The sequence below is a fragment of the Streptomyces sp. NPDC050703 genome (assembly GCF_040654435.1).
In the GTDB taxonomy this organism is placed as follows: domain Bacteria; phylum Actinomycetota; class Actinomycetes; order Streptomycetales; family Streptomycetaceae; genus Streptomyces.
Genome location: NZ_JBFAHX010000051.1, coordinates 24,164 through 46,996, shown reverse-complemented (window position 1 = coordinate 46,996; position 22,833 = coordinate 24,164). Strand labels below are relative to the sequence as shown.

Annotated in this window: 18 protein-coding genes and 1 pseudogene; 8 read left to right on the top strand and 11 right to left on the bottom strand. The window is 72.8% G+C overall.

The annotated features are described in order from the left end of the window. Nucleotides 1-104 precede the first annotated feature (104 nt). Both AB0I16_RS31430 and leuA read right to left on the bottom strand, forming a co-directional pair. Nucleotides 105-926 carry an ATP-binding cassette domain-containing protein gene (locus tag AB0I16_RS31430; RefSeq protein WP_363253043.1) on the bottom strand — a complete coding sequence of 274 codons (822 nt, stop codon included), beginning with the start codon at nucleotides 924-926 and terminating at the stop codon, nucleotides 105-107. After that, a complete protein-coding gene (gene leuA / locus AB0I16_RS31425; protein ID WP_363253045.1) occupies nucleotides 923-2,638 on the bottom strand; it encodes a 2-isopropylmalate synthase in 1,716 nt (571 codons plus the stop codon). The genes AB0I16_RS31430 and leuA overlap by 4 nt, the downstream gene beginning before the upstream one ends. 333 nt (nucleotides 2,639-2,971) lie before the next feature. Here leuA and AB0I16_RS31420 point away from each other — a divergent pair, with 333 nt between their 5' ends. Then, the gene (locus AB0I16_RS31420; RefSeq protein WP_363253042.1) at nucleotides 2,972-3,664 is read left to right on the top strand and encodes an FCD domain-containing protein; all 693 of its coding nucleotides are present in this window, start codon (nucleotides 2,972-2,974) and stop codon (nucleotides 3,662-3,664) included. A gap of 150 nt (nucleotides 3,665-3,814) precedes the next feature. Here AB0I16_RS31420 and AB0I16_RS31415 read toward each other — a convergent pair whose 3' ends face one another. Continuing rightward, complete coding sequence (locus AB0I16_RS31415) at nucleotides 3,815-4,486, bottom strand: MerR family transcriptional regulator (protein ID WP_363253041.1); 672 nt, start codon at nucleotides 4,484-4,486, stop codon at nucleotides 3,815-3,817. 174 nt (nucleotides 4,487-4,660) lie between these two features. Here AB0I16_RS31415 and AB0I16_RS31410 point away from each other — a divergent pair, with 174 nt between their 5' ends. Beyond that, the gene (locus AB0I16_RS31410; RefSeq protein WP_363253040.1) at nucleotides 4,661-5,659 is read left to right on the top strand and encodes a hypothetical protein; all 999 of its coding nucleotides are present in this window, start codon (nucleotides 4,661-4,663) and stop codon (nucleotides 5,657-5,659) included. Between the two features lie 50 nt (nucleotides 5,660-5,709). Beyond that, nucleotides 5,710-6,369, top strand: coding sequence for an NAD(P)-binding domain-containing protein (locus AB0I16_RS31405; RefSeq protein ID WP_363253039.1), 660 nt, complete (start codon nucleotides 5,710-5,712; stop codon nucleotides 6,367-6,369). Nucleotides 6,370-6,398: 29 nt separating this feature from the next. On the opposite strand, the gene AB0I16_RS31400 is transcribed toward AB0I16_RS31405, so the two are convergent. From AB0I16_RS31400 to AB0I16_RS31370, 7 genes are all read right to left on the bottom strand, one after another. After that, nucleotides 6,399-6,950 carry a glycoside hydrolase family 25 protein gene (locus AB0I16_RS31400; RefSeq protein WP_363253038.1) on the bottom strand — a complete coding sequence of 184 codons (552 nt, stop codon included), beginning with the start codon at nucleotides 6,948-6,950 and terminating at the stop codon, nucleotides 6,399-6,401. Between the two features lie 130 nt (nucleotides 6,951-7,080). Next, nucleotides 7,081-8,316 (bottom strand): YncE family protein, encoded by a 1,236-nt coding sequence (locus tag AB0I16_RS31395; protein ID WP_363253037.1) that lies wholly within the window; start codon nucleotides 8,314-8,316, stop codon nucleotides 7,081-7,083. Further along, nucleotides 8,316-9,206 (bottom strand): polysaccharide deacetylase family protein, encoded by an 891-nt coding sequence (locus tag AB0I16_RS31390; RefSeq protein ID WP_363253036.1) that lies wholly within the window; start codon nucleotides 9,204-9,206, stop codon nucleotides 8,316-8,318. The genes AB0I16_RS31395 and AB0I16_RS31390 overlap by 1 nt, the downstream gene beginning before the upstream one ends. A 401-nt stretch (nucleotides 9,207-9,607) precedes the next feature. Beyond that, nucleotides 9,608-10,111, bottom strand: coding sequence for an ATP-binding protein (locus tag AB0I16_RS31385; RefSeq protein ID WP_363253044.1), 504 nt, complete (start codon nucleotides 10,109-10,111; stop codon nucleotides 9,608-9,610). A 248-nt stretch (nucleotides 10,112-10,359) separates the two neighbouring features. Next, nucleotides 10,360-11,127 carry an enoyl-CoA hydratase-related protein gene (locus AB0I16_RS31380; RefSeq protein ID WP_363253035.1) on the bottom strand — a complete coding sequence of 256 codons (768 nt, stop codon included), beginning with the start codon at nucleotides 11,125-11,127 and terminating at the stop codon, nucleotides 10,360-10,362. Between the two features lie 90 nt (nucleotides 11,128-11,217). Continuing rightward, nucleotides 11,218-12,462, bottom strand: coding sequence for an Ig-like domain-containing protein (locus tag AB0I16_RS31375; protein ID WP_363253034.1), 1,245 nt, complete (start codon nucleotides 12,460-12,462; stop codon nucleotides 11,218-11,220). A 218-nt stretch (nucleotides 12,463-12,680) separates the two neighbouring features. Next, nucleotides 12,681-13,892 carry an Ig-like domain-containing protein gene (locus AB0I16_RS31370; protein WP_363253033.1) on the bottom strand — a complete coding sequence of 404 codons (1,212 nt, stop codon included), beginning with the start codon at nucleotides 13,890-13,892 and terminating at the stop codon, nucleotides 12,681-12,683. Nucleotides 13,893-14,045: 153 nt separating this feature from the next. On the opposite strand from AB0I16_RS31370, the gene glgX reads away from it, so the two are divergent. The 3 genes from glgX to AB0I16_RS31355 all read left to right on the top strand — a co-directional run bounded on the left by glgX (nucleotide 14,046) and on the right by AB0I16_RS31355 (nucleotide 18,919). Then, nucleotides 14,046-16,334, top strand: coding sequence for a glycogen debranching protein GlgX (gene glgX, locus AB0I16_RS31365; RefSeq protein WP_363253032.1), 2,289 nt, complete (start codon nucleotides 14,046-14,048; stop codon nucleotides 16,332-16,334). Between the two features lie 76 nt (nucleotides 16,335-16,410). Next, on the top strand, nucleotides 16,411-17,364 hold the full coding sequence (locus AB0I16_RS31360; RefSeq protein ID WP_363253031.1) for a LysR family transcriptional regulator: 954 nt from the start codon (nucleotides 16,411-16,413) through the stop codon (nucleotides 17,362-17,364). A gap of 178 nt (nucleotides 17,365-17,542) precedes the next feature. Next, nucleotides 17,543-18,919, top strand: a complete 1,377-nt coding sequence (locus tag AB0I16_RS31355) for a carbohydrate-binding protein (protein WP_363253030.1) — start codon at nucleotides 17,543-17,545, stop codon at nucleotides 18,917-18,919. A 7-nt stretch (nucleotides 18,920-18,926) separates the two neighbouring features. Here AB0I16_RS31355 and AB0I16_RS31350 read toward each other — a convergent pair. Beyond that, a pseudogene (locus AB0I16_RS31350) lies at nucleotides 18,927-19,046 on the bottom strand (DNA-binding response regulator); the annotation flags it as partial. Between the two features lie 108 nt (nucleotides 19,047-19,154). On the opposite strand from AB0I16_RS31350, the gene AB0I16_RS31345 reads away from it, so the two are divergent. After that, nucleotides 19,155-20,948, top strand: coding sequence for an ABC transporter ATP-binding protein (locus AB0I16_RS31345; protein ID WP_363253029.1), 1,794 nt, complete (start codon nucleotides 19,155-19,157; stop codon nucleotides 20,946-20,948). After that, a complete protein-coding gene (locus AB0I16_RS31340) occupies nucleotides 20,945-22,822 on the top strand; it encodes an ABC transporter ATP-binding protein (protein WP_363253028.1) in 1,878 nt (625 codons plus the stop codon). The genes AB0I16_RS31345 and AB0I16_RS31340 overlap by 4 nt, the downstream gene beginning before the upstream one ends. The last annotated feature ends 11 nt before the right edge of the window (nucleotides 22,823-22,833 follow it).

The following is a 22,833-nucleotide window of genomic DNA, read 5'->3' as shown; positions in this document are numbered from 1 at the left end:
GACCTCCTGATGGGCAACGACGTGGCGCCCCGCAAGGAGTTCATCACCAGCTCGGCGGCGACGATGGACCGCTCGCGCATCGACGCCTAGCGGGCGCGCGTCCGCTACCGGTGCGTGCGCACGCTCCAGCGGCCGTCCCTGCGCTCCAGGCGCACGGGGTGGTCGAAGCACTTGCTGATCTGGTCGCCGGTCAGTACGTCGTCGACCGTGCCGGAGACCAGCGCGCGGCCGTCGCGCAGGAGCAGCGCGTGCGTCGTCCCCGCGGGCAGCTCCTCCAGGTGGTGCGTGACCAGGACCGTGGCCAGCTCCGGGTGCGCCTCGCGCAGGGTGTCCAGACTGTCGAGGAGGCGTTCGCGCCCCGCCAGGTCGAGGCCGGTGGCCGGCTCGTCGAGCAGGACCAGGCGGGGGCTCGGCATCAGGGAGCGCGCGATGAGGGTGCGTCCGCGCTCGCCCTGGGAGAGCGTCGGCCAGCGCGCGTCCTCGCGGTGGCCGAGGCCGAGCAGGGCGATCAGGTGGTCGGCCCGCTCCTCCTGTTCCGGCGTGGGGCGCCACCGCGGCACCGGCTCGGTGCTGTTGGTGAGCCCGGTCAGCACGACGTCGCGCACCCGCAGCGGCGAGCGCAGCGGATGCCGCGGGTTGACGTGTCCGACGTAGGCCCGCAGCTCGCGGAGGTCCACGCTGCCGAGGCGGCGGCCGAGGACCTCCACCGTGCCGTGGGTGGGGTGGGTGACGGCGCCGCAGAGGCTGAGCAGGGTGGACTTGCCCGCGCCGTTGGCACCGAGCAGCGCCCAGTGTTCGCCGGGGCGGACGGTGAGGCCGACGTCCTCCAGGATCGGGCGGCCGTCCCTGACGACGGTGACGCGGTCGGCCCGCAGGACGGGGGCGGCGGCGGGGTCGGGTGTGGCTCCGGGGGGTGCGGCGGTCATCGGCGGACGGCCTCCGCCCGGTTCACCGCGGCGAGCACGGCCTGCACGGAGGCGGTCAGGACCGAGGTGTCCAGGCCCGCGCCCCAGTGCTCGGCGCCCCCGACCCGGCAGCGCGCGTACGCGGCGGCCTCGCTCGCGCCGCCCCTGCCCACCGCGTGCTCGGCGTAGTCGACGATGTCGACGGCGACACCCGCGGCGGCGAGGGCGTCGGCGAAGGCGGACAGCGGTCCGTTGCCCACGCCCTCGAAGTCGCCCGCCGCCCCTTCGCCCACGCCCAGGGTGCAGACGAAGCGGTGCGCGCCGTCCGGGGCCCGGTCCGTGGTCCAGGAGTACAGGGTCACCTCGCCGTCCCTGCCGGGCGCCACGTACGTCGCGCGGAACAGCTCGTACAGCTCCTTCGCCGTCGCCTCCTGCCCGCTGTCGTCGGTGGCCTCCTGCACCACGCGGGAGAAGTCGGGGCGCATGTCGCGCGGCAGGTCCAGGCCGTACCGGGCCTTGAGGAGGTACGCCACGCCGCCCTTGCCGGACTGGGAGTTGACGCGGATCACGGCCTCGTAGGTGCGGCCGATGTCCGCGGGGTCGATCGGCAGGTACGGCACGTCCCAGGGCGCCTCGCTCTCCGGTACGCCCAGCTCGGCGGCCCGGCGGGCGTGGTGCGCGAAGCCCTTGCTGATGGCGTCCTGGTGGGTGCCGGAGAACGCGGTGTGGACGAGGTCGCCGGCGTAGGGGTGGCGGGGGTGCACGGGCAGGCGGTTGCAGTGCTCGACGACCTCGCGGACGGCGTCGATGTCGGAGAGGTCGACCATGGGGTCGACGCCCTGCGCGTACAGGTTCAGGGCGAGCGTCACCAGGTCCACGTTGCCCGTCCGCTCGCCGTTGCCGAAGAGGCAGCCCTCGACGCGCTGGGCCCCGGCGAGCACGGCCAGCTCGGCGCAGGCGACGCCGGTACCGCGGTCGTTGTGGGGGTGGACCGAGAGGATGACCGAGCCGCGGCGGGCGAGGTTCCGGTGCATGTACTCGATCTGGTCGGCGTACACGTTCGGCGTCGCGATCTCGACCGTCGCGGGCAGGTTGTGCGTGACGGGCCGGTCGGGGCTCGCGTCCCACAGCTCAGTCAGGCCGTTGCAGACGTCGAGGACGTAGTCGGGCTCGGTCAGGTTGAACGTCTCCGGTGCGAACTGGAACCTGATGTCCGCCCCCGGCCGCGCGTCCGCCAGCCTCGCCATGTGCGCGGCGGCCTCCTCGACGACGCGGTACACCTCCTCCCGCGACCGCCCGAGCACGGTGTCGCGCCAGGTCGGCGAGGTGGGGATGTAGAGGTGCACGACGGCGCGGGGCAGCCCCTCGACGGACGCGAAGGTGCGGTCGATGAGCTCGCGCCTGGCGGGGGTGAAGACGACGACGGTGACGTCGTCGGGCAGCCCGCCCCCGGCACTCATCGCGGCCAGACGCCGTACGAAGTCGAAGTCGGTCCTGCTGGCCGACGGATAGCCGACCTCGATCTCCTTGAACCCCATCGAGACCAGCAGATCGAAGAACCGCCGCTTGCGGCCGGTGTCCATCGGCTCGGCGAGCGCCTGGTTCCCGTCGCGCAGGTCGACGGGCACCCAGAGGGGGGCCCGCTCGATCCGGGCACTCGGCCAGCTCCTGCCTCCGGCGCTCGCCGGCACGTCGACGCGGTCCTGGTAGGGGCGGTACCGGCGGTACGGCATGGGGCCGGGGCGCTGGGGGTTCCAGTTGTGGGTGGGGAGTGCGGGGGGCACGGGGGATGCGGGGGGTGTGGGAGGCGCGGGGAGTGCGGTCACGGGAGGTCTGCTCCTGGGCTCGGTCGGGAGAGACCGGCAGCACGGCTACCCGCGGCGGGGTGCCGGTCGCTTCAGGCCCCGCCGCGGCAGCCGAGGAGAAGGAGACCGCGGAAGATCATGGGGGTACAGTAGTCACACCTCAGGTCCTCAGACAAGTACTCCTCAGACAAGTTCCCCCGGACAAGCACTCCCCAGACAAGTACCCCTCAGACAAGTACTCCTCAGACAGGCTGTAGAACGATGCCGCTCGATTCCGTACGCCCCAGTCCCCTCGTCGAGCAGGCCGCCGCGCGGCTGCGTGAGCAGATCACCGGGGGGCACTGGCCCGTCGGGACCAAGCTGCCCGGCGAGACGACGCTCGCCAAGGAGCTCGGGGTGGGGCGGTCCACTCTCCGCGAGGCGCTGCGCGCCCTGGCCGGGGCCGGGCTCGTGCGGGCACGGCAGGGCGCGGGCGTCTTCGTCACCGCCACGGAACCGGTGGCGGACTGGCCGGCCCGGCTGCGGCGGGCCGCCGTCACGGACATCTACGAGGTGCGGATGCTCGTCGAGGTGCAGGCGGCCCGGCTCGCGGCGCTGCGGCGCACCGACGACGACATCACGGCGATGCGGGCCGCGCTCGACGGGCGCAGGGCGGCGTGCGGCGAGGACGACGCGGCGTTCGTGGACGCCGACATCGCCCTGCACGCCGCCGTCGTGGCCGCAGCGCGGAACCCGGTGCTCGACGACCTGTTCGCCGAGTTCATGCCGGCCCTGCGGCAGGGCCTGGTCGACCTGCTGGAACTGATCGACGTACGGCGTGAGGAGGCGGACCACGGCGATGCCGCGCACGCGGAACTGGTGCGGGCCGTCGAGGCGAGGGACGCCGAGGGTGCCGCGCGCGTGGCGCAGGACGAACTCCAGGCGACCCTGGCCCTCTTGATGAACCAGGGCTGAGGGCGCGCGGCCGACCGCCCCGCGCTCCCCCACCTGCCGGAGCGCCCCCGCGCGCGCCATTCACTACTTCCGCGAGGAGATGTTCCGGCCGCGGCCCACCGCGCCCCGGCCCGCGTCCCCCTGCGCCCCGCCTACGTTCTCTGCCCCGGCCTACGCCTCCCGCGCCCCGGCGCCCTCCGGCTCCGCCTGCCCCTCCACCCTCCCGAAGAACCGGGCCGACGCGTCCACGTGCGCCAGCCTGCGGAGCGCGCCGAACACCGCCTCGCCGAGCACCGTGCCGATCACCACGCTCTCCACGAGTTCCTCGACCGGGCCCTGGCGGCCCACGTAGGCGAGGTCCGCGCGGGCGACGACCTCCGCCGCGTCGGCGTACTCCTCCAGCAGTTCGAGGAACGCCCCGTGCCCGACCCGGCTCAGCGCGGCAAGAGCCCGCGCGAGGTCCCTGGCCGCCGGGTCGCCTTCGTGCGAGTGCCAGCCGCGCCGCGCGATGAGCCGCTGGACGACGGCGCCGGCCGCCTCCGCCTCCGCGTCGTCGCCGACCGCGCCCGCCGCACCGAGCTGGTCCGCCGCCGCGCCGAGCACCTTGTGCAGCGGGCGGCCGGGATCGTCCATGGCGCCCAGCACCTCCGCTATCGCCGCCACCTTCAGACCGCCCACTTCGAGGAGCGCGCGGATCAGCCGGAGCCTGCGCTCGTGGGTCTCGTCGTAGTGCGCCTGGTTGGGGCTGGACAGTTCGCCCGCGGGGAGCAGCCCCTCACGGACGTAGTACTTGATGGTCGGCACCGGTACGCCGGTCCTGCGGCTCAACTCGCCTATACGCACAGCTCGTTCTCGTTCCTCTGCGGCGGATTCCCTTGCCAACCCCGGGCCCATCATAGATAGTTGCGCTATCGGATAGCGGATAGTGCCGCTATCCATTTGCGGCCCCGACGCGCCACCGAACCGTCCAGCCACCGATCCAGCCGCTCGACAACTGATGCTCTCCAGGGGGAACCCATGTCCTTATGGCGTTCATGGCACCGACCGCTCGTCCTGTTCTCCGCGGCCATGGCCGTCGTCGCCGTCGTCTCCGCCGTGGGGCTCCTGGTCGACGACCGGGTCCTGGTGGGCGCGCCGATCTGGGCCAAGCCCTTCAAGTTCGCGGTCTCGTTCATCGCGTACGGGCTCTCGCTCGCCTGGATGCTGGCGGTACTCGACCGCGGGCGGCGCACGAAGCGGCGTACGGGACGGGGTGCGGCCTGGTGGGCCGGGACCGTGGTCGCCGCGGCCGGCCTCGTCGAGATGGCGATCATCACCGGCCAGGTGATCCGCGGGAAGCGCAGCCACTTCAACCACCAGACCCCGTTCGACGAGGCGCTGTTCGACGCGATGGCCGTCACCGTGGTCGTCCTCTGGCTCGCCACCGTCGCCATCGCCGTCCTGCTGCTGCGCGCCCGGCTCACCGACCGGGCCTCGGCCTGGGCGATGCGCTGCGGGATCGTCATCGCCCTGGCGGGAGCGGCCCTCGGCTTCCTGATGACCCAGCCGGCCCCCGGCCAGCGGCGCGGCGAGTCACCCGTGGTCGGCGCGCACAGCGTGGGCGTCGCAGACGGCGGGCCCGCGATGCCGCTCACCGGCTGGTCGACCACCGGCGGCGACCTGCGCATACCGCACTTCTTCGGCATGCACGCCCTGCAACTGCTGCCGTTCCTCGTCATGGCGCTCGCAGCTCTCGCGCCGCGCTTCGTCCGCCTCGCCGACGCGCGGGTGCGGCTCCGGCTCCTCCTGGTCGGCTCGGCCACGTACGCGGCCCTCCTCGCCCTGCTCACGTGGCAGGCGCTGCGCGGTCAGCCGCTGCTCCGCCCGGACGGCGCCACGCTGACGGCCACCGCCCTGATCACCGTCACCGCGGCCACCGGCACCTGGGCCGCGCTACGAACCCCCCGCGCACCGGCGCCGCCGCCCGCGCGGAGATACCGCGAGAGTTCCACCACTGTCCCGGAATACCGCGGCTGATCCGGAGGTTACCTCCGCTACCACCACCATGGATCTCCGGAAGGGCAGTCATGAAGATCGGCATCATCGGAGCGGGCAACATCGGCGGCAACCTCACCCGGCGGCTCACCGCCCTCGGGCACGACGTCTCCGTCGCGAACTCCCGCGGCCCGCACACCCTCACCGCCCTCGCCGAGGAGACCGGCGCGACGCCCGTCCCCGCCGCGGAGGCCGCACGTGACGCGCAGGTCGTCGTCGTGACGGTACCGCTCAAGGCCGTCCCCGACCTGCCCGCGGGCTTCCTCGACGGCGCCGCCGACGGCGTCGCGGTCATCGACACCGGCAACTACTACCCGCAGCAGCGCGACGGCAGGATCGCCGAGATCGAGGACGGCCTCACCGAGAGCCGCTGGACGGAGCGGCAGATCGGCCACCCCGTCGTCAAGGCGTTCAACGGCACGTACGCGCAGGACATCCTGGACGAGCCGCGCCCCCGCGGTGCCGCCGGCCGCGTGGCCCTGCCGGTCTCCGGCGACGACGAGGCGGCCAAGAAGGTCCTACGGGACCTCATCGACGAGCTCGGCTTCGACACCGTCGACAACGGCGGCCTGGACGAGTCCTGGCGCCAGCAGCCCGGCACCCCCGTCTACGGCAACAGGGGCGGCGTCGAGGAGATCCGCGCGGCCCTGGCGGCGGCGTCACGGGAGCGCACACCCGAGTGGCGCGCCTGACGCCGGTGCCCGGCCCCGGCGGCCGAGGGTCAGGACTTCGCCCAGTCCCGCAGCGCGTCCTCGCTCTCGAAGTCGGCGACGTTCTTGTCCAGGGGTGACGACGTGTACTGGTGGATCGCCCACTCCGCCTTGATGCGGGGCTTGCCCGCCCGGACGTAGTCGGCGATCCACAGGCCGTCGCCCGCATAGGACGTGGTGTCGCGGTTGAGCCAGAAGTCGCGGTTCGTGTACAGCAGGACCCGGTGCGAGGGGCGCAGCCGCTTCACCTCCTTGATGAAGCGGTCCTTCTCCTTGTTGGACGCCGCCGAGCGGTCGCTGGTGTACTCCCAGTCCGCCGCGAGCAGGTCGCCGGACTTCTCCGGCGTCTTGCTCACGAAGTACTCGGCCTGCGCGGTGATGTTCCCGGGCCACAGGAAGTGGTAGAAGCCGACGACACAGCCGCCCTCGCGGGCCCTCTTCACCTGGGAGGTCAGTCTCGGGTTGACGTACGAACGGCCCTCCGTCGACTTGATGATGACGAAGGCGAGGCCGTCCGTGTCGAAGGAGGTCTGGTGGGAGCTGACGTCGATGCCACGCAGCATGGGCTGCCTCCGGGGCTGTGGGGGGTGCGGCAGCGGGACTCCTGGCTGCCGAGAATTTCCTGAACTGCCCCTTTGGTGCCCGGTGTTGATATAGCTCAACCGTCAACTGTCCATGTCTGGAGCATCCCCCTCAGCGGAAGATCCCCGTGTGCCCGAGCGAGTAGCGGCCCGGCTGGGGGTAGACGGCGAGGCCGTGCGGGCCGCTGCCGACGGGGATGCGGGCCACCTGGGCGCCGGTGCGGGTGTCGATGGCGTACACCTCGGAGTCGTACCGGCCGGAGAGCCACAGGGTGTTGCCGTCGGCGGAGACACCGCCCATGTCGGGGCTGCCGCCCTGCGGGAGCCTCCACTTCTTGGTGAGCCTGTTCTTCGGGAAGTCGAAGACGGAGACGGTGCCCTCGCCCCGGTTGGAGATGTACATCTCCTTGGAGTCCCGGCTGACGTACAGGCCGTGGCAGCCCTTGCCGGTGCGCAGCAGCTTCGGCGCCGAGAACTTCTTGCCGTCGAGGACCCACATGCCGTGCGCCATCATGTCGGCGATGTAGAAGGTCTTGCCGTCCGGCGACAGTTTCACGTCCTGCGGCATGGCGCCCTCGAAGGGGATCTTCTGCTGCCCGACGACCTTCATCTTCTCCGTGTCGACCTTGAGGAGCTCACCGGAGAACTCGCAGGACACGATGAAGTAGCGGCCGTCCATCGAGAAGTCGGCGTGGTTGACGCCCGCACAGCTCACGGGGACGGTCTTGACGCGGTCCATGGTCTTCGGGTCGCGGAAGACGAGTTCGCGGTCCATGGAGGCCATGACGACGGCGTGCCTGCCGTTCGGGGTGAAGTAGAGGTTGTACGGGTCGGAGACCTCGACCGTCCGGCCGGTCCTGCCGGTGACGGGGTCGATGGCGGTGAGGGTGTCGCCGAGGTCGTTGTTGACCCAGAGTGTCTTCATGTCCCAGGAGGGGACGACGTGCTGGGGCTGGTTGCCGACCTTGATGGTCTCGATGACCTTGAACTTCTTCGGGTCGATGACCGAGACGGTGTTCGAGTTGGTGTTGGGCACGTAGACCCGGGACAGGAACTTCTTGGCCACGGGCTGGAGGGCGTTCGGCCGGTCGGCGGCGTAGACGTCCTCGGGATCGAGGACCGGTGGCATGCCGGGCAGCCCCGGGGACGCCTTCGGCTCGGCCGGCTCGCGGACGCCCTCGGTGCCGAGGGCCTCGTCCGCCCGCCCTGCGGAGCCCGAACCGCAGCCGGCCAGCGCGACCAGCACGGCACCGGCGGCGCACACGGCGGCGGTGCGCCGGGTGCGTCCGGCGCGCCTCGCGTGCCCGGTCAGGTCGAGTCGCGTACGGGGCAGTCTCTTACGGGACATCAGCTCAGCAGCTCCGTGGTCGTGACCGCGCGCAGGCCGCGGCGTTCCAGTTCTTGCAGGACGGCGGGGAGCGCGGCGACCGTGTCCGCGTACCCGAAGTGCAGGCTCACCACGGAGCCCGCGCGGACCCGCGCGGCGATGTTCCGCGTGACGGCGGGGGCGCCGGGCGAGGTGAAGTCGAGGGAGTCGACGTCGTACGAGAGGACGTGCGGGTAGCCGGCGCGGCGGGCGAGGCGTTCGACGAGCGGAGAGGCCCGCTCGGCGCGCGAGGGGCGGAACCAGGTGCCGATGGAGCCGGTGAGGCGCCGCAGGCGGTCCGCGCAGCCGGTGATCTCGGCGTAGGCGTCGGCTTCGGACATGCCGTTGATGTCGAGGTGCCGGAGGGTGTGGTTGCCGAGGTCGTGGCCGCCGTCGAGGACGCGGCGCGCGAGCGCGGGGTGCTCGTCGAGCCAGCCGCCGACCGCGAGCACGGTCACCTTGGCCCCCGCCTTCTCCGCCGCGCCGAGCAGGGCCCTCGCCGTGGCGGGGTCGCCCTGGCCGTGGAAGGTCAGCGCCACCTGGCGCCGGTCGCGCGGCCCGTGCGCGATCTGCGCGGGCAGCCCGGGGAAGCGGCGGGGCGCGGGGCCCGGTCTCGGCGCCCGGGACGCGGCGGGCCTGTCACGCCCGCCCGAGCCGCGGGCCGCACCACCGTCACCGCCGTCTCCACCCTCACCCCTGTCACCGCCGTCACCCCTGTCAGCACCGCCGCCCGCGCACCCCGCGGTGAGACCACCGGTCAGCACCGCCCCCGCGCAGGCGGCGCCCAGGCCGCCGCCGAGCCGCAGGACCCGCCGCCGTCCGCGCCCGGCCTCGCCGTCCGGGCCGTCACCCCGCGTCACACGCTCCGTCACGCCGTCCATTCAATACGGCAATCACCCGAATCATGCCGATTGCCCCGTTCAGGGCATGGCGCACCCCCCGGACGGCCGACCCGCCCCACCAGCTCCAAGCCTTGCTTATCGCCCGCGAAAGCTCCCGATTGACCAGCGTTTACCAGGCAGGTGTCCCATCTCACCAAGGATTCACCTTTAAACTGTGACACTCTGCCCCGATATTTCCGGTTATGCCGTTTTGGCTCGCGGGGTCCTGTCTGCCATAGTCGGGGACGCGACCCCCATTGACCCGGGCCCAGGTCGTCACCAACCGTCGTGGAACACACCCCCTGCGTCCACGGCGCCTCACGGAAGCCCCCGCGGAGCCGCACCACGGCCACAGGGGGCTTTCGCGCATCCCGGAGGTGTGGCCGACAGGGTCAGCGCTCGGCGGCCCGCATCTCGAACCAGGTCGTCTTGCCGCGCGGCAGCAGATCCACGCCCCACCGGTCGGAGAGCTTGTCGACGAGGAAGAGGCCGCGGCCGCTCAGGTCCAGCTCGTGGACCGGCATCAGACAGGGCAGCCCGCGGGACGGATCACGGACCTCGACCCTGATCCAGCCGCGCCGCCGCTGCATCCGCAGCCCGAAGACGCGGGCCCCGGTGTGCCGCACGGCGTTGCCGACGAGTTCGGAGACGAGGAGGACGACGTCCTCGGTGAGCTTCGGGGAGAGCCCCCAGTGGCGCAGGACGACGACCTGGGCGAGGCGGCGCGCGATGGCGGCGGACTCGGGGCGCGAGGGGAGCGGGACCTCGGCGTCGGTGGGATTGCCGAACAACTCCAGTGCCTTCAGGGCGTGTTCGTCCTCCACCGCCGGCGACCAGCGCGCCGCGGTCGCACTGGCGTGCCGCCGTGGCCGTTCGTATCCCTCCAGCCCCGCCATGTGCTCCATCATGGCCGCTCGGTGCGGACCCCGGGGGCGTTCCGGCGGAATCGGCCCCCCGGAGCCAGCCGTTCCGGAGGGTGCGACAGGCATATGCCGCTACGGCGTCAGGGCCCCCGAGGGGGCCCTGACCTGCCCTGACTCACAGCGCCCGGGTGATCACATACCGCACCGGGCGCAGAGGACGCGGGCTTTCGCCGAATCCGCGCAGACCGCCCCTTCGGGGTACCACTTTGGCCGATGACCGGTCAGAGGAACTTCGCCTTGCCCGGACCCTCCTCCACGAAGCTGCGCATGCCCCGCTCCCGGTCCTCGGTGGCGAACAGGCCCGCGAACCAGGTGCGTTCGATCGCGAGGCCCGTGTCGATGTCCGTCTCCAGGCCCGCGTCGACGGACTCCTTGGCGGCGCGCAGCGCGATGGCGGGGCCACGGGCGAGCCGCGCCGCCCAGGCGTGCGCCTGCTCGTAGACCTCCGCGGCGGGCACGACGCGGTCCACCAGGCCGATGGCGAGCGCCTCCGCCGCCTTGACCTGGCGGCCGGTGAAGATCAGGTCCTTGGCCCTGGACGGGCCGACCAGGCGGGCCAGGCGCTGGGTGCCGCCCGCGCCGGGGATGAGGCCGAGCAGGATCTCCGGCTGGCCGAGCTTGGCGTTGTCCGCCGCGATGCGGAAGTCCGCGCAGAGCGCGAGCTCGCAGCCGCCGCCCAGGGCGTAGCCGTTGACGGCGGCGACGACGGGCTTGGGGATGCGCGCCACGGCGGTGAAGGACTCCTGCAGGGCCCCGGAGCGCGCGATCATGGCCGCGTGGTCCATGTCCTGCATCTCCTTGATGTCCGCGCCGGCGGCGAACACCTTCTCGCCGCCGTGAATCACCACGGCGCGCACGTCGTCGCGGCGCGTGGCCTCGGCGGCGAGTTCCTTCAGGCGGTCCTGGGTGGCGATGTCCAGGGCGTTCATGGGCGGGCGGTCGAGCCGGATCGTGCCGACGCCTTCGGCGACTTCGAGGGTTGCAGTCATGTACGGCACGTTAGCGCCGGTCAACGCCGAAGGGGCCGGTGCACTTGGTCACAGTGCACCGGCCCCTCACACGGCGTCGGACGGGCCGGGTCAGGCCTTCCACTCCTCCCACGGCATGTTCCAGCCGTTGTAGCCGTTCTCGGGCTGGATCTTCTTGTCGGCGGAGTTCTTCACCACGACGACGTCACCGATGAGGGAGTTCTCGAAGAACCAGCCGGCGGGCGTCTTCTTGCTGTAGCCGCCGCGCACGTCGCTCAGGCCGATGCAGCCGTGGCTGGCGTTGGTGTTGCCGAAGGCACCGCCCGACCAGTAGTTGCCGTGGATGAACGTGCCGGAGGTGGACAGGCGCATCGCGTGCGGGACGTCCTTGATGTCGTACTCGCCGCCGAACCCGACGGTCTCGCCGTTCATCCGGGTCACCTTCAGCTTCTCGCTGATGACCATCTCGCCGTTGTACGTGGTGGTGCCGGGCGCGCCCGCGGTGATCGGGATCTTCTTGATCTGCTTGCCGTCGCGGACGACCTTCATCTGGTGCGTCTTGGCGTCGACGGTGGACACCTGGCTGCGGCCGATGGTGAAGTTCAGGGTCTTGGACTGCTTGCCGTAGACGCCGGGGCGGCCCTCGACGCCGTCGAGGTTGAGCTTGACGGTGACCTTGGTGCCGGCCTTCCAGTACTCCTCGGGGCGGAAGTCGAGGCGGTCGTTGCCGAACCAGTGGCCCTCGACCGGCACGGACGGCTCGGTCTTGATCTGGATGGCCTTCTCGACGGCCTCCGGATCGGTGATGCCCCGGGTGAAGTTGATCGAGAACGGCATTCCCACGCCGACCTTCGAGCCGTCCTCCGGGGTGAACTGGCCGATGAAGGTGTTCTTCGGGGTCAGCGTCGTGAAGGCGGTGTCCTTGGCGGACGCCCGGCCCTCGGAGTCCTTCGCGACCGCGTGGACCTTGTACGTGGTGGCCGCCGCGAGGTGGTGGGCGGGGGTCCAGCCCTTGCCGCCCGAGGTCATCCTGCCGGGGACGGGGTTGCCCTTGCCGTCCTCGACCCTGACCTCGGAGAGCTTGCCCTTGTCCGCGGATATCTTCAGGGCGCCGCTGGTCGCCACCGACTTCGCGCCGTCCTCGGGGGCTATCGTCACCACGGCCGCCGAGGGGGCGTTCTTGTCCGCCTTGCCCTTGGCGTCGCCGTCGCCGCCCGCGTCCGAGCCGCCTCCCCCGCACGCGGCGACCATCAGCAGTGCCGCTCCCGAGAGCACCGCCGTCAGTCCCCTGGCGCCCCGCCGTCGTACGCGCCGCCGCGCGTCAACCGACGCCCCCGATATCGGTCGCCCGTTCACGATCTGTCTCCCCTCGCACGGCCTGGATACAGGCCCGCACCCCAGTGCACCCGCGCGTTTCAGACACGCGCAAGCGATAGATAACCACACGGGTCCGGGCGATGACTCCCCGCCAATGTCACCGTTCCGTTCCAACTGCCAAGGGGTGCGCGCGGGCCTCCGTCAGCAGGTGGTGTTCCGCCGGTCACCCGGCGGCCACCTGGTAGGCCGCCGGGAGGTCAGCTGCTCTTCACCCAGTCCTTCCAGGCCATGTTCCAGCCCCCGAGGCCGTTGTCGGGAGCGACTTTCTTGTCATCGCTGTTGATCACCTCGACGACGTCCCCGATGAGGGTCCGGTCGAAGAACCAGCCCGCGGGCGTCCGTGAGCTGCCGCCCTTCACATCGCGCAGACCGACGCAACCGTGGCTGACGTTCGTCTTGCCGGGAGCGTCGGGGGCCCAGTAGTTGCCGTGCAGGAACGTGCCCGACGTGGTCAGGCGGATGGCGTGCGGCACGTCGGGGATGTCGTACTCCCCGCCGAAGCCGACGGTGCGGCTGTTCATGCGGGTCACCTCCAGCATCTCCGTCACCACCATCTTCCCGTTGTACGTGGTGGTCTTCGGGGCGCCGGCGGTGATCGGCACGGTGGAGAGGAGCTCGCCGTCGCGGCGTACCTCCATGGTGTGCTCGGCGGCGTCGACCAGGGACTGCTGGCTGCGGCCGACGGTGAACGTGAAGCTCTTGTCCTGGAGGCCGTAGACGCCGGGGGCGGCCTCGACGTCGCGCAGGCCCAGGTCGACGGTGACCTCGGTGCCGGGCTTCCAGTACCGCTCGGGGCGGAAGTCCACGCGGGTGGCGCCGAACCAGTGCGGGCGGATGTCGACCGCCGGGCGGGAGGTGACCGTGATGGCGCGCTGGACGGCCTCGCGGTTCACCACCTCGCGGTTGAACTCCAGGGAGACGATCATGCCGGTGCCGACCGTGGCGCGGTTCTCCGGCGTGACGTACCCGATGAAACGCTCCTCGGGGACGTGGGTGCGGAAGGTGGTGTGCCGGGCCGCGCGGCGGCCGTGCGCGTCCAGCGCGACCGCGTCGACCTTGTACGAGGCGGCGAGCGCGAGCGGGCCCCGGTCCAGCGGCTCCCAGGTCAGGCCGTCGTCCGCGATGCGGCCCCGCACCTCGAACTTCTGCGCGTCCTGCGTCCGGACCACCCGCACCGACTCCAGACGGCCGCTGGGCACCCGCACCCGGAGCCGTTCGTCCGGCTTGACGTCCTTGCTCCCGTCGTCGGGCGTCACGCGGATCACCTCGGCGGGCGAGCGCGGTTTGCCGAGGGCCTCACCGAAGTCGCCGCCGGAGCAGGACGTCGCCCCGGCCAGCACGCCCGCCCATGTCAGTACCGCCGTCAGCACGGCCCCTGCGCGCCGTGCGCGCCTCGCACTCTGTCTCACGTGGGTCCCAACGACCGTCCCTGCCCGGGGAAACGTGAGTGCGGCGCACGCACTGGGCAGAACAGTGGGGAGGGACGACGTATGGGGGGCCGCGGCCGGGACGCCGCACGCCCTGCTTCGCGCGTCGGCCGAGGAGCCGCGGGAGGCTGACAGGTGTCGAGCGCATCCGAGCAGAGGACCGTGCGGGAGGCGCGGACGCCGGGGCGTGCCGCGCCCGGGAGCCCCGTCACCGCCGTGAACGGCAGCAGGCGCTCCGGCGCGCGTGCCGCGCCCGTCCGGCCGGTGTGGCCGGGGACGCCGACACCGCTCGGGGCCCGCTTCCGCACGGGGCCCGACGGGGTCGCGGGGACCAACTTCGCGCTGTGGGCGGGCGGGGCGGAGTCGGTGGAGCTGTGCCTGTTCGACACGGACGGCGGCGATGCCGTCGAGACGCGCTGCCCGCTGACCGAGCTGACCCACGAGATCTGGCACGGCTTCGTCCCGGGCGTACGCCCGGGCCAGCGGTACGGCTACCGCGTGCACGGCCGCTGGGACCCGTGGACGGGCGCCCGCTGGAACCCGGCCAAGCTGCTCCTCGACCCGTACGCGCGCGCGGTGGACGGCGACTTCACGCTGCCCGCGGAGGTGTACGGGCACGCCCGCGACTGGCCCCAGCAGCACGTGGCGGACACCGTGCGCGACGACAGGGACTCGGCGCCGTACGTGCCCAAGGGCGTGGTCGTGCACGACGACGCGCCGGACGACGAGTGGGCCGACGACCGGCGCCCGAAGACGCCGTGGGCGGACTCGGTCATCTACGAACTGCACGTGCGCGGCTTCACCAAGCTGCACCCCGGGGTGCCCGAGGAGCTGCGCGGCACGTACGCGGGGCTCGCGCACCCGGCGGCGCTCGACCACCTCGTACGCCTGGGGGTGACGGCGGTGGAGCTGCTGCCGGTGCACCAGTTCGCGCACGAGGACCATCTGCTGCGGCGGGGCCTGAAGAACTACTGGGGGTACAACTCCATCGGCTACTTCGCCCCGCACGCCGCCTACGCGGCGTCGGGGACGCGGGGGCAGCAGGTCGGGGAGTTCAAGCGGATGGTGCGGGCGCTGCACGAGGCGGGGATCGAGGTGATCCTCGACGTGGTGTACAACCACACCGCGGAGGCCGGTGAGCTGGGCCCGATGCTGTCGCTCAAGGGCATCGACAACCGCGGCTACTACCGGCTCCAGCAGGACCCGCGCCGCTACGCGGACTACACGGGCTGCGGCAACACCCTCCAGGTCGTCCAGCCGCACGTGCTGCGGCTCATCACCGACTCGCTGCGGTACTGGGTGACGGAGATGGGGGTGGACGGCTTCCGCTTCGACCTCGCGGCGGCGCTGGCGCGCTCCTTCCACGACGTCGACATGCTCTCGCCGTTCCTCGCGGTGATCGCCCAGGACCCGGTCCTGCGCCGCGTGAAGCTGATCGCCGAGCCGTGGGACGTGGGTTCGGGCGGCTACCAGGTGGGCGCCTTCCCCCCGCTGTGGACGGAGTGGAACGACCGCTACCGGGGTGCGGTGCGGGACTTCTGGCGCGGCGCGCTGCCGGACGTACGGGATCTGGGATACCGCCTCTCGGGTTCGAGCGACCTGTACGCGTGGGGCGGGCGCAGGCCGTACGCGTCGGTGAACTTCGTGACCGCGCACGACGGGTTCACGATGCGGGACCTCGTGACGTACGAGCGCAAGCACAACGAGGCCAACGGCGAGGGGAACAGGGACGGCTCCGACGACAACCGCGCCTGGAACTGCGGCACCGAGGGCGAGACGGACGACGCCGGCGTCACGGCGCTGCGGCGGCGGCAGATGCGCAACCTCATGACGACGCTGCTGCTCTCCACGGGGGTGCCGATGTTCGTCGCCGGGGACGAGATGGGGCGTACGCAGGGCGGCTCCAACAACGCGTACTGCCAGGACAACGAGATCAGCTGGGTCGACTGGCGGCTCGCCGACGACCCCGGCCGGCGCGAGCTGTACGCGCTGACGGCGCGCCTCATCGGGCTGCGGCACCGGCATCCCGTGCTGCGCCGCCGGGCGTTCTTCTCCGGGCGCGCGCACTCGGCGGACGGGCTGCGGGACCTGGCGTGGTTCACGGTGCGGGGCACGGAGATGACGGAGGCCGACTGGTTCGCGCCGGCCGCGACGCTCGGCATGTACCTGTCAGGGCGGGACATACCGGGGCGGGACGCGCGGGGCGCGCAGGTCGTCGACGACAGCTTCCTCGCGGTGCTGCACGCCGGGGCGGACCCGGTGGACCTCGCACTGCCCGGGCCGCCGTGGGCGGACTTCTACGAGGTCGTCGTCGACACCTCGGCGGAGGAGCAGGAGAGGGCGCCCGGCACCGTCCACCGGGCGGGCTCCACGGTGGCGATGGCGGGGCGGACGGTGCTGCTGTTGCGGGTCGGGCACGAGTGACGGCCGGCCGCACCCCGCTCCGATTGGTCCAGACCGGAGTATTGCCGACCCTCCTGGCGCGGGCCAAGCTCGGGCCATGGACGTGGAGTTGCGGCACCTGAAGACGGTCCGGGCGATCGCCGACGCGGGCAGCCTCACCAAGGCCGCCACCGCGCTCGGGCTCGCGCAGCCCGCGCTGAGCGCGCAGCTCAAGCGCATCGAGCGGGCGCTCGGCGGTGAGCTGTTCGAGCGGGGACGGCACGGGGTGCGGGCCACCGCGCTCGGGGAGTTCGTGCTGGCGCGGGCCCGCGTCGTACTGCCCGCGGTGAGCGAGCTGCGGGAGGAGGCGCGGCGGTACGCCCAGGCGTGGCAGGGCGGCACCGGGTTCCGGCTCGGCGGCACGCACGGGCCGCTCCTGGGCGCCCTGGTCGACCGGCTCGCCGCCGCGCACCCGGGGGCGCGGGTCACCACGCACACCTCCTGGTCGGAGCGGGACATCGCGGCCCGCACGGCGGCGGGCGCGCTGGACTTCGCGCTGATCGGCTCGTGCGGGGCGAGCGCCCCGCCGGAGAGCGAGCCGCTGGTCTGGCGCGAGGTGGCCCGCGACCCCGTGTTCGTCATGCTGCCGACCGGCCATCCGCTCGCGGACCACCAGGAGATCGACCTCGGCACGCTGGCCGGTGAGGCGTGGACCGACGTGCCGGGCGACGGCTGCTTCGGCGACTGCTTCTCCGCCGCGTGCGCCCGCGCCGGGTTCACGCCCTCACGCGTGTACGAGACGGATGTCGCGTCCTGCGTCCATCTGGTGCAGGTGGGCCGGGCGGTGGGGCTCTGCAGGGCGACGTTCCCGCCGACGCCGGGCCTGGTGACCCGTCCGCTGGCCGGGACCCCGCTGTACTGGCGCCACCTCCTCGGCTGGCATCCGGCGGCCCCCGCCCACGACACGGCCGCCGCGGTCTTCGCGCAGGCCCGCGCCGCCCACGCCGAGGCCGCGGCCCGCAGCGAGAGCTACACGGCGTGGCTGGCGGCGCCCTCGCCGCACCTGCCGTGAGGGCGCCCGGCAGCCGGGGACGCGTTCCATAACGCCGGGGACGGGGGTCTGCTGACGTCTACTGGCGGGCTGTTGAGGCTTCTACGTTGTGGGCGATCCCCCGCTCGGGCCCGTCGGCACATCTCCGTCTTCCCCACGACGACAGGGCCTGGCTCCGCGTACACCGAGGAGACCTCGTATGCCTCGTATGCTCCCCGCCCGCCCCAGACGTGCCACGGCGGTCTGTGCCGCCATCGCCGCGGCGGGCGCGCTCGTCCTCGCCGGGGCACCCGGCAGCGCGTCCGCGCAGACCGACCCCGCCGCGGCCCCTTCCCCGGCCGTGAGCGCCGCCGTCGGTGAGACCTCTCCCCAGGTCATCGCCGCCATGCGGCGCGACCTCGGCCTCACGTCGGCGCAGGCCGAGGCCCGGCTGGTGAACGAGGCCGAGGCCGGTGCCGACGCGGGAGCGCTGCGGGCCGCGCTCGGCCGTGACTTCGCGGGCGCCTGGGTGCGGGGCGCCACCTCCGGCACGCTCACCGTGGCCACCACGGACGCCGCCGACGTCCCGCTGATCGAGTCGCGGGGCGCCCGCGCCAGGGTGGTGCCGCACTCCCTCGCCGCGCTCGACGCCGCGAAGGACCGCCTCGACCGGGCGGCGAAGCGGACGGCCACGCGCGACGCCCCGGTCTGGTACGTCGACGTGCGCTCCAACGCCGTCGTCGTCCGGGCCGTCAAGACCTCGGCCGCCGCGTCCCTGACGTCGGCCGCCGGCGTGGACTCCTCCCTCGTACGCGTCGAGCGGACCAAGGACCGGCCGAAGCCGCTGTACGACCTGGTGGGCGGCGAGGCGTACTACATGGGCGGCGGCCGCTGCTCCATCGGCTTCCCCGTCACCAAGGGCACCCAGCAGGGCTTCGCGACGGCGGGCCACTGCGGGCGCACGGGCACCGCGACCACCGGCTACAACCAGGTGGCCCAGGGCACGTTCCAAGGCTCGGTCTTCCCCGGCAGGGACATGGCCTGGGTCGCCACCAACTCCCAGTGGACCGCCACCCCGTACGTGAAGGGCCAGAGCGGCCAGCGGATCGGCGTCGAGGGCTCCACACAGTCCCCGGTGGGTGCGTCGATCTGCCGCTCGGGCTCCACTACGGGGTGGCACTGCGGCACGGTCTCGCAGCACAACACCAGCGTCACGTATCCCGAGGGGACCATCAGCGGGGTCACGCGGACCACGGTCTGCGCGGAGCCCGGTGACTCGGGCGGCTCCTACATCTCCGGGAGCCAGGCGCAGGGCGTCACCTCGGGCGGCTCGGGCAACTGCCGCAGCGGCGGCGAGACCTTCCACCAGCCGATCCTGCCGCTCCTCTCGCAGTTCGGCCTGACGCTGAAGACCACCGGGGACGGCCCCGGCCCCGGCCCCGGTCCTGAGCCGGGCGGCACCTGGGCCACCGGCAAGGTCTACGCGGCCGGTGACACCGTCACCTACGGCGGGTCGACGTACCGCTGCCTCCAGGGCCACCAGGCCCAGCCGGGCTGGGAGCCGCCGAACACTCCCGCCCTGTGGCAGCAGGCGTAGGACGCGACCGGTTCGACGTGCCCCTGGCGGCGACCGCGAGCACCCCCGACTCCCGGGTGCTCAGCGGCTCGTCGCCGGGGGCACGCGCGCGTGGGGCGAGCCGGGACGCCACGGCGGGCGCGAGGACGGGGCCAGCCCGCCGTGGCCCCGGGGCCGGCCCTAGGACCAGCGGAGTAGCTCCGACGGGCCAAAACTCGGTGGGCTGTGTCAGTGGCCGTCCGTAGGCTCGCTCCTGATGCCTAATTCAGATGCCCCCACCAAGGATCGGTCCACCATCCGGACGCTGCTGCGGCTGTGGCCGTACGTGCGTCCGGTCCGAACGCGCCTGGGCGCCGCGGCCGTTGTCGCGATCGTCGCTTCCTGTACGGGGCTCGTCTTCCCCCTCGTACTGAAGTGGATGGTGGACGGCCCCGTCGCCGACAGGGACGCGGCGGGGGTGTGGTTCGGCGCGCTGCTGCTGCTTCTGCTCGGCGTGGCCGAGGCGCTGCTGTTCGGGCTGCGGCGCTGGCTCGTGGCCCGGCCGCTGGCGAGCGTGGAGGCGTCGATGCGGGCGGATCTCTTCCGCCACCTCCAGCGGCTGCCGGTGGCCTTCCACGACCGGTGGGCGTCCGGGCAGCTCCTCTCGCGCGGCACCACCGACCTGATGCTGCTGCGGTTGTTCCTCGCCTTCCCGATGACGTTCCTGCTGGTCAACAGCGTGACGATCCTGGTCGGCGTGATCATCCTGCTCGGCCAGGACTTCACGCTCGGCCTGGTCCTCCTGGCCCCGGTGGCACCGATGGTGATCGCGTGCGCGTACTACGAGGGGCGGTACGCGACCGTGGCGCGGCGGGCCCAGGACCAGGTGGGCGATCTGACGACGGTCGTCGAGGAGAGCGTGCTCGGCATCCGCATCATCAAGGGCTTCGGCCGCCACCGCAGCCAGGCACGGGCGTTCCGCGAGCTCTCGCACACCCTGCGCGGCACCGAACTGGCCAAGGCCCGCATCCTGGCGGCGATCTGGGCGGTGATCGTGTCGCTGCCCGAGGCCGCCATCGGCGCCGCGCTCGTGCTCGGCACGGTGCGGGTGGCCGACGGGGGCCTGTCCGCGGGCACGCTGGTCGCCTTCCTGTCGACGGCGCTCGCCCTGCGCTGGCCCGTGGAGTCCATCGGCTTCCTGCTCGCGATGACCCAGGAGTCGGCGACGGCCACCGAGCGGTACTTCGAGGTGATGGACGCGGAGCCGGAGGACGACACCGTCAAGGCGTCCGCCCGGGCCCCGGGCGGGGGCGGGCTGCGCTTCGAGGGCGTCGAGTTCAGGTACCCCGACGCGCCGCCCGGCGCGCCCCCCGTCCTCGACCGGATCGACCTGCACATCCGCCCCGGCGAGACCATGGCCCTCGTCGGCGCCACCGGCAGCGGCAAGACCACGCTCACCGCCCTGGTGCCGCGCCTGCACGAGGTGACCGGCGGGCGCATCACCCTGGACGGCGAGGACATCACCGCGATGGACCGCGAGCGGCTGCGCGCCCTGGTGGCCGTCGCCTTCGAGGAGCCCACGCTGTTCTCCGCGTCGGTCGGTGAGAACGTCCTGATGGGCGCCGTGGACAGCGCGGACGACACCGACCTCGCCCGCGCCCTCGACGTCGCCCAGGCCGGTTTCGCGCACGAACTTCCGCAGGGCACCGGCACGCAGGTCGGAGAGCAGGGCCTGAGCCTGTCCGGCGGGCAGCGCCAGCGCCTCGCCCTGGCCCGCGCGGTGGTGGGCCGGCCCCGCTTCCTGGTCCTCGACGACCCGCTCTCCGCGCTCGACGTCCACACGGAGGCCCTGGTGGAGGCTGCGCTGCGGCGGGTCCTCGCGGACACGACCGCGCTGATCGTCGCCCACCGCCCCTCCACCGTGCAGCTCGCCGACCGCGTCGCGCTGCTCTCCGGCGGCCGCGTCACCGCCGTCGGCACCCACCAGGAACTGCTGCGGGAGAACGCGGAATACGCCTGGCTGATGTCCGGCGCCGACACCCCCCACGCCGCCGAGGAGGCTGCCCGATGACCTCGTCGACCCCCGTACGGGAGAAGCCCCTCGACCCCGAGGAACCCGGGCTCCCCGAAGAACCGGCCGCCCACCAGGACCCCTTCGACAAGGACGACCTGCCGACGCCGCCGGGCGCCACCTCCGCGCTCCTGCGCTCCCTGCTCTCGCCGCTGCGCGGGCGCGTCGTCCTCGCCGCCGTCCTGCTCCTCCTCCAGCAGGCCGTCGTGCAGGCGGGACCGCTCCTCGTCGCGTACGCCATCGACAGCGGGGTGCCCGCGGTGCGCGCGGGCGACCACGGCCCGCTGATCGCGGTCGCCGTCGGCTATCTGCTCTGCGCCGCCTCGTCGGGCGCCCTCCAGTACGCCTTCATCGTCGCCTCCGCACGCGTCAACCAGGACGTCCTGCTCGACCTGCGCGGACGCATCTTCCGGCACGCGCAGGCGCTGAGCGTCGACTTCCACGAGCGGTACACGTCGGGGCGGCTGATCTCGCGCTCCACCACCGACGTCGAGTCGCTGCGCGAACTGCTCAGCGAGGGCCTCCAGGAACTCATCACCGTCCTGCTCTCCTTCGTCTACATCTCGGCGATGCTGCTCTGGCTCGACCTGGGCCTCGGCGCGGTGGCCGTGGCGTCGTTCGTGCCGCTCTACCTCCTCGTACGCCTCTACCAGCGGCGCGCGGGGGCGCTGTTCCGCGACCGCTCGACCGCGATCGCCGCCGTCATCGTGAAGTTCGCCGAGACCATGAACGGCATCCGCCCGGTGCGGGCCTTCCGCAGGGAGCGCGCCAACGACGCGAGGTTCGCCGAACTCAACCGCCGGCACGAGCGGACCAACGGCGACGCCATGCTGGAGATGGCGCGCTACGTCGTCGGTTCACGGCTCGTCGCCAACACCGCCGTCGCCGCGATCGTCCTGTGGGGCGCGCAGCGCGTCGCGGACGGCGGCCTCGCACTCGGTGTGCTCGCCGCCGCCGTGCTCTACCTGCGGCGCCTGTACGACCCGATCGACCGGCTCGGCATGTTCCTCAACTCCTACCAGTCGGCGGCGGCCTCCCTGGAGAAGATCGCGGGGCTGCTCGCGCAGGTCCCGGCCGTGCCCGAGCCCGACGCCTCCGCCGCGCGTGCACTGCCCGACCTGGAGTCCGAGCACCCCGGCCGCGAGGTCCGCTTCGACGGCGTGCGGTTCGCCTACCGCACCGGCGGCGAGGTCCTGCCCCGCTTCGACCTGACGCTGCCCGCCGGGCAGACCGTCGCCGTGGTCGGCTCCACCGGCGCCGGCAAGTCCACGCTGGCGAAGCTGCTGGCCCGCTTCTACGACCCGACGGAGGGCCGTGTCCTCCTGGACGGCGTCGACCTGCGCGACCTGGCGGGCGCCGAGCTGCGGCGCGGGGTCGTCATGGTGACGCAGGAGGCATTCCTGTTCTCCGGCACCGTCGCCGAGAACATCGCGATCGGCCGCCCCGACGCCACCCGCGAGGACGTCGAGCGCGCCGCGCGGGCCATCGGCGCCCATGACTTCATCGCATCGCTGCCGGACGGGTACGACACGGACGTACGCAAGAGGGGTGGCCGCATCTCCGCCGGTCAGCGCCAGTTGGTGGCCTTCGCGCGGGCCCTGCTCGCCGACCCGGCGGTGCTGATCCTCGACGAGGCGACCAGCTCCCTGGACATCCCGGGCGAGCGGGCCGTGCAGCGCGCGATGCACACGGTGCTGCGGGGCCGCACCGCCGTGGTGATCGCCCACCGCCTCTCCACGGTGGAGATCGCCGACCGGGTGCTCGTGATGGAGCACGGACGGATCGTGGAGGACGGCACCCCGGGCCGGCTCATCGCGGGCGAGGGCACCTTCGCGAGCCTGCACCGGGCGTGGCGCGACAGCGTGGTGGGCTGAGGCCCGGCCCA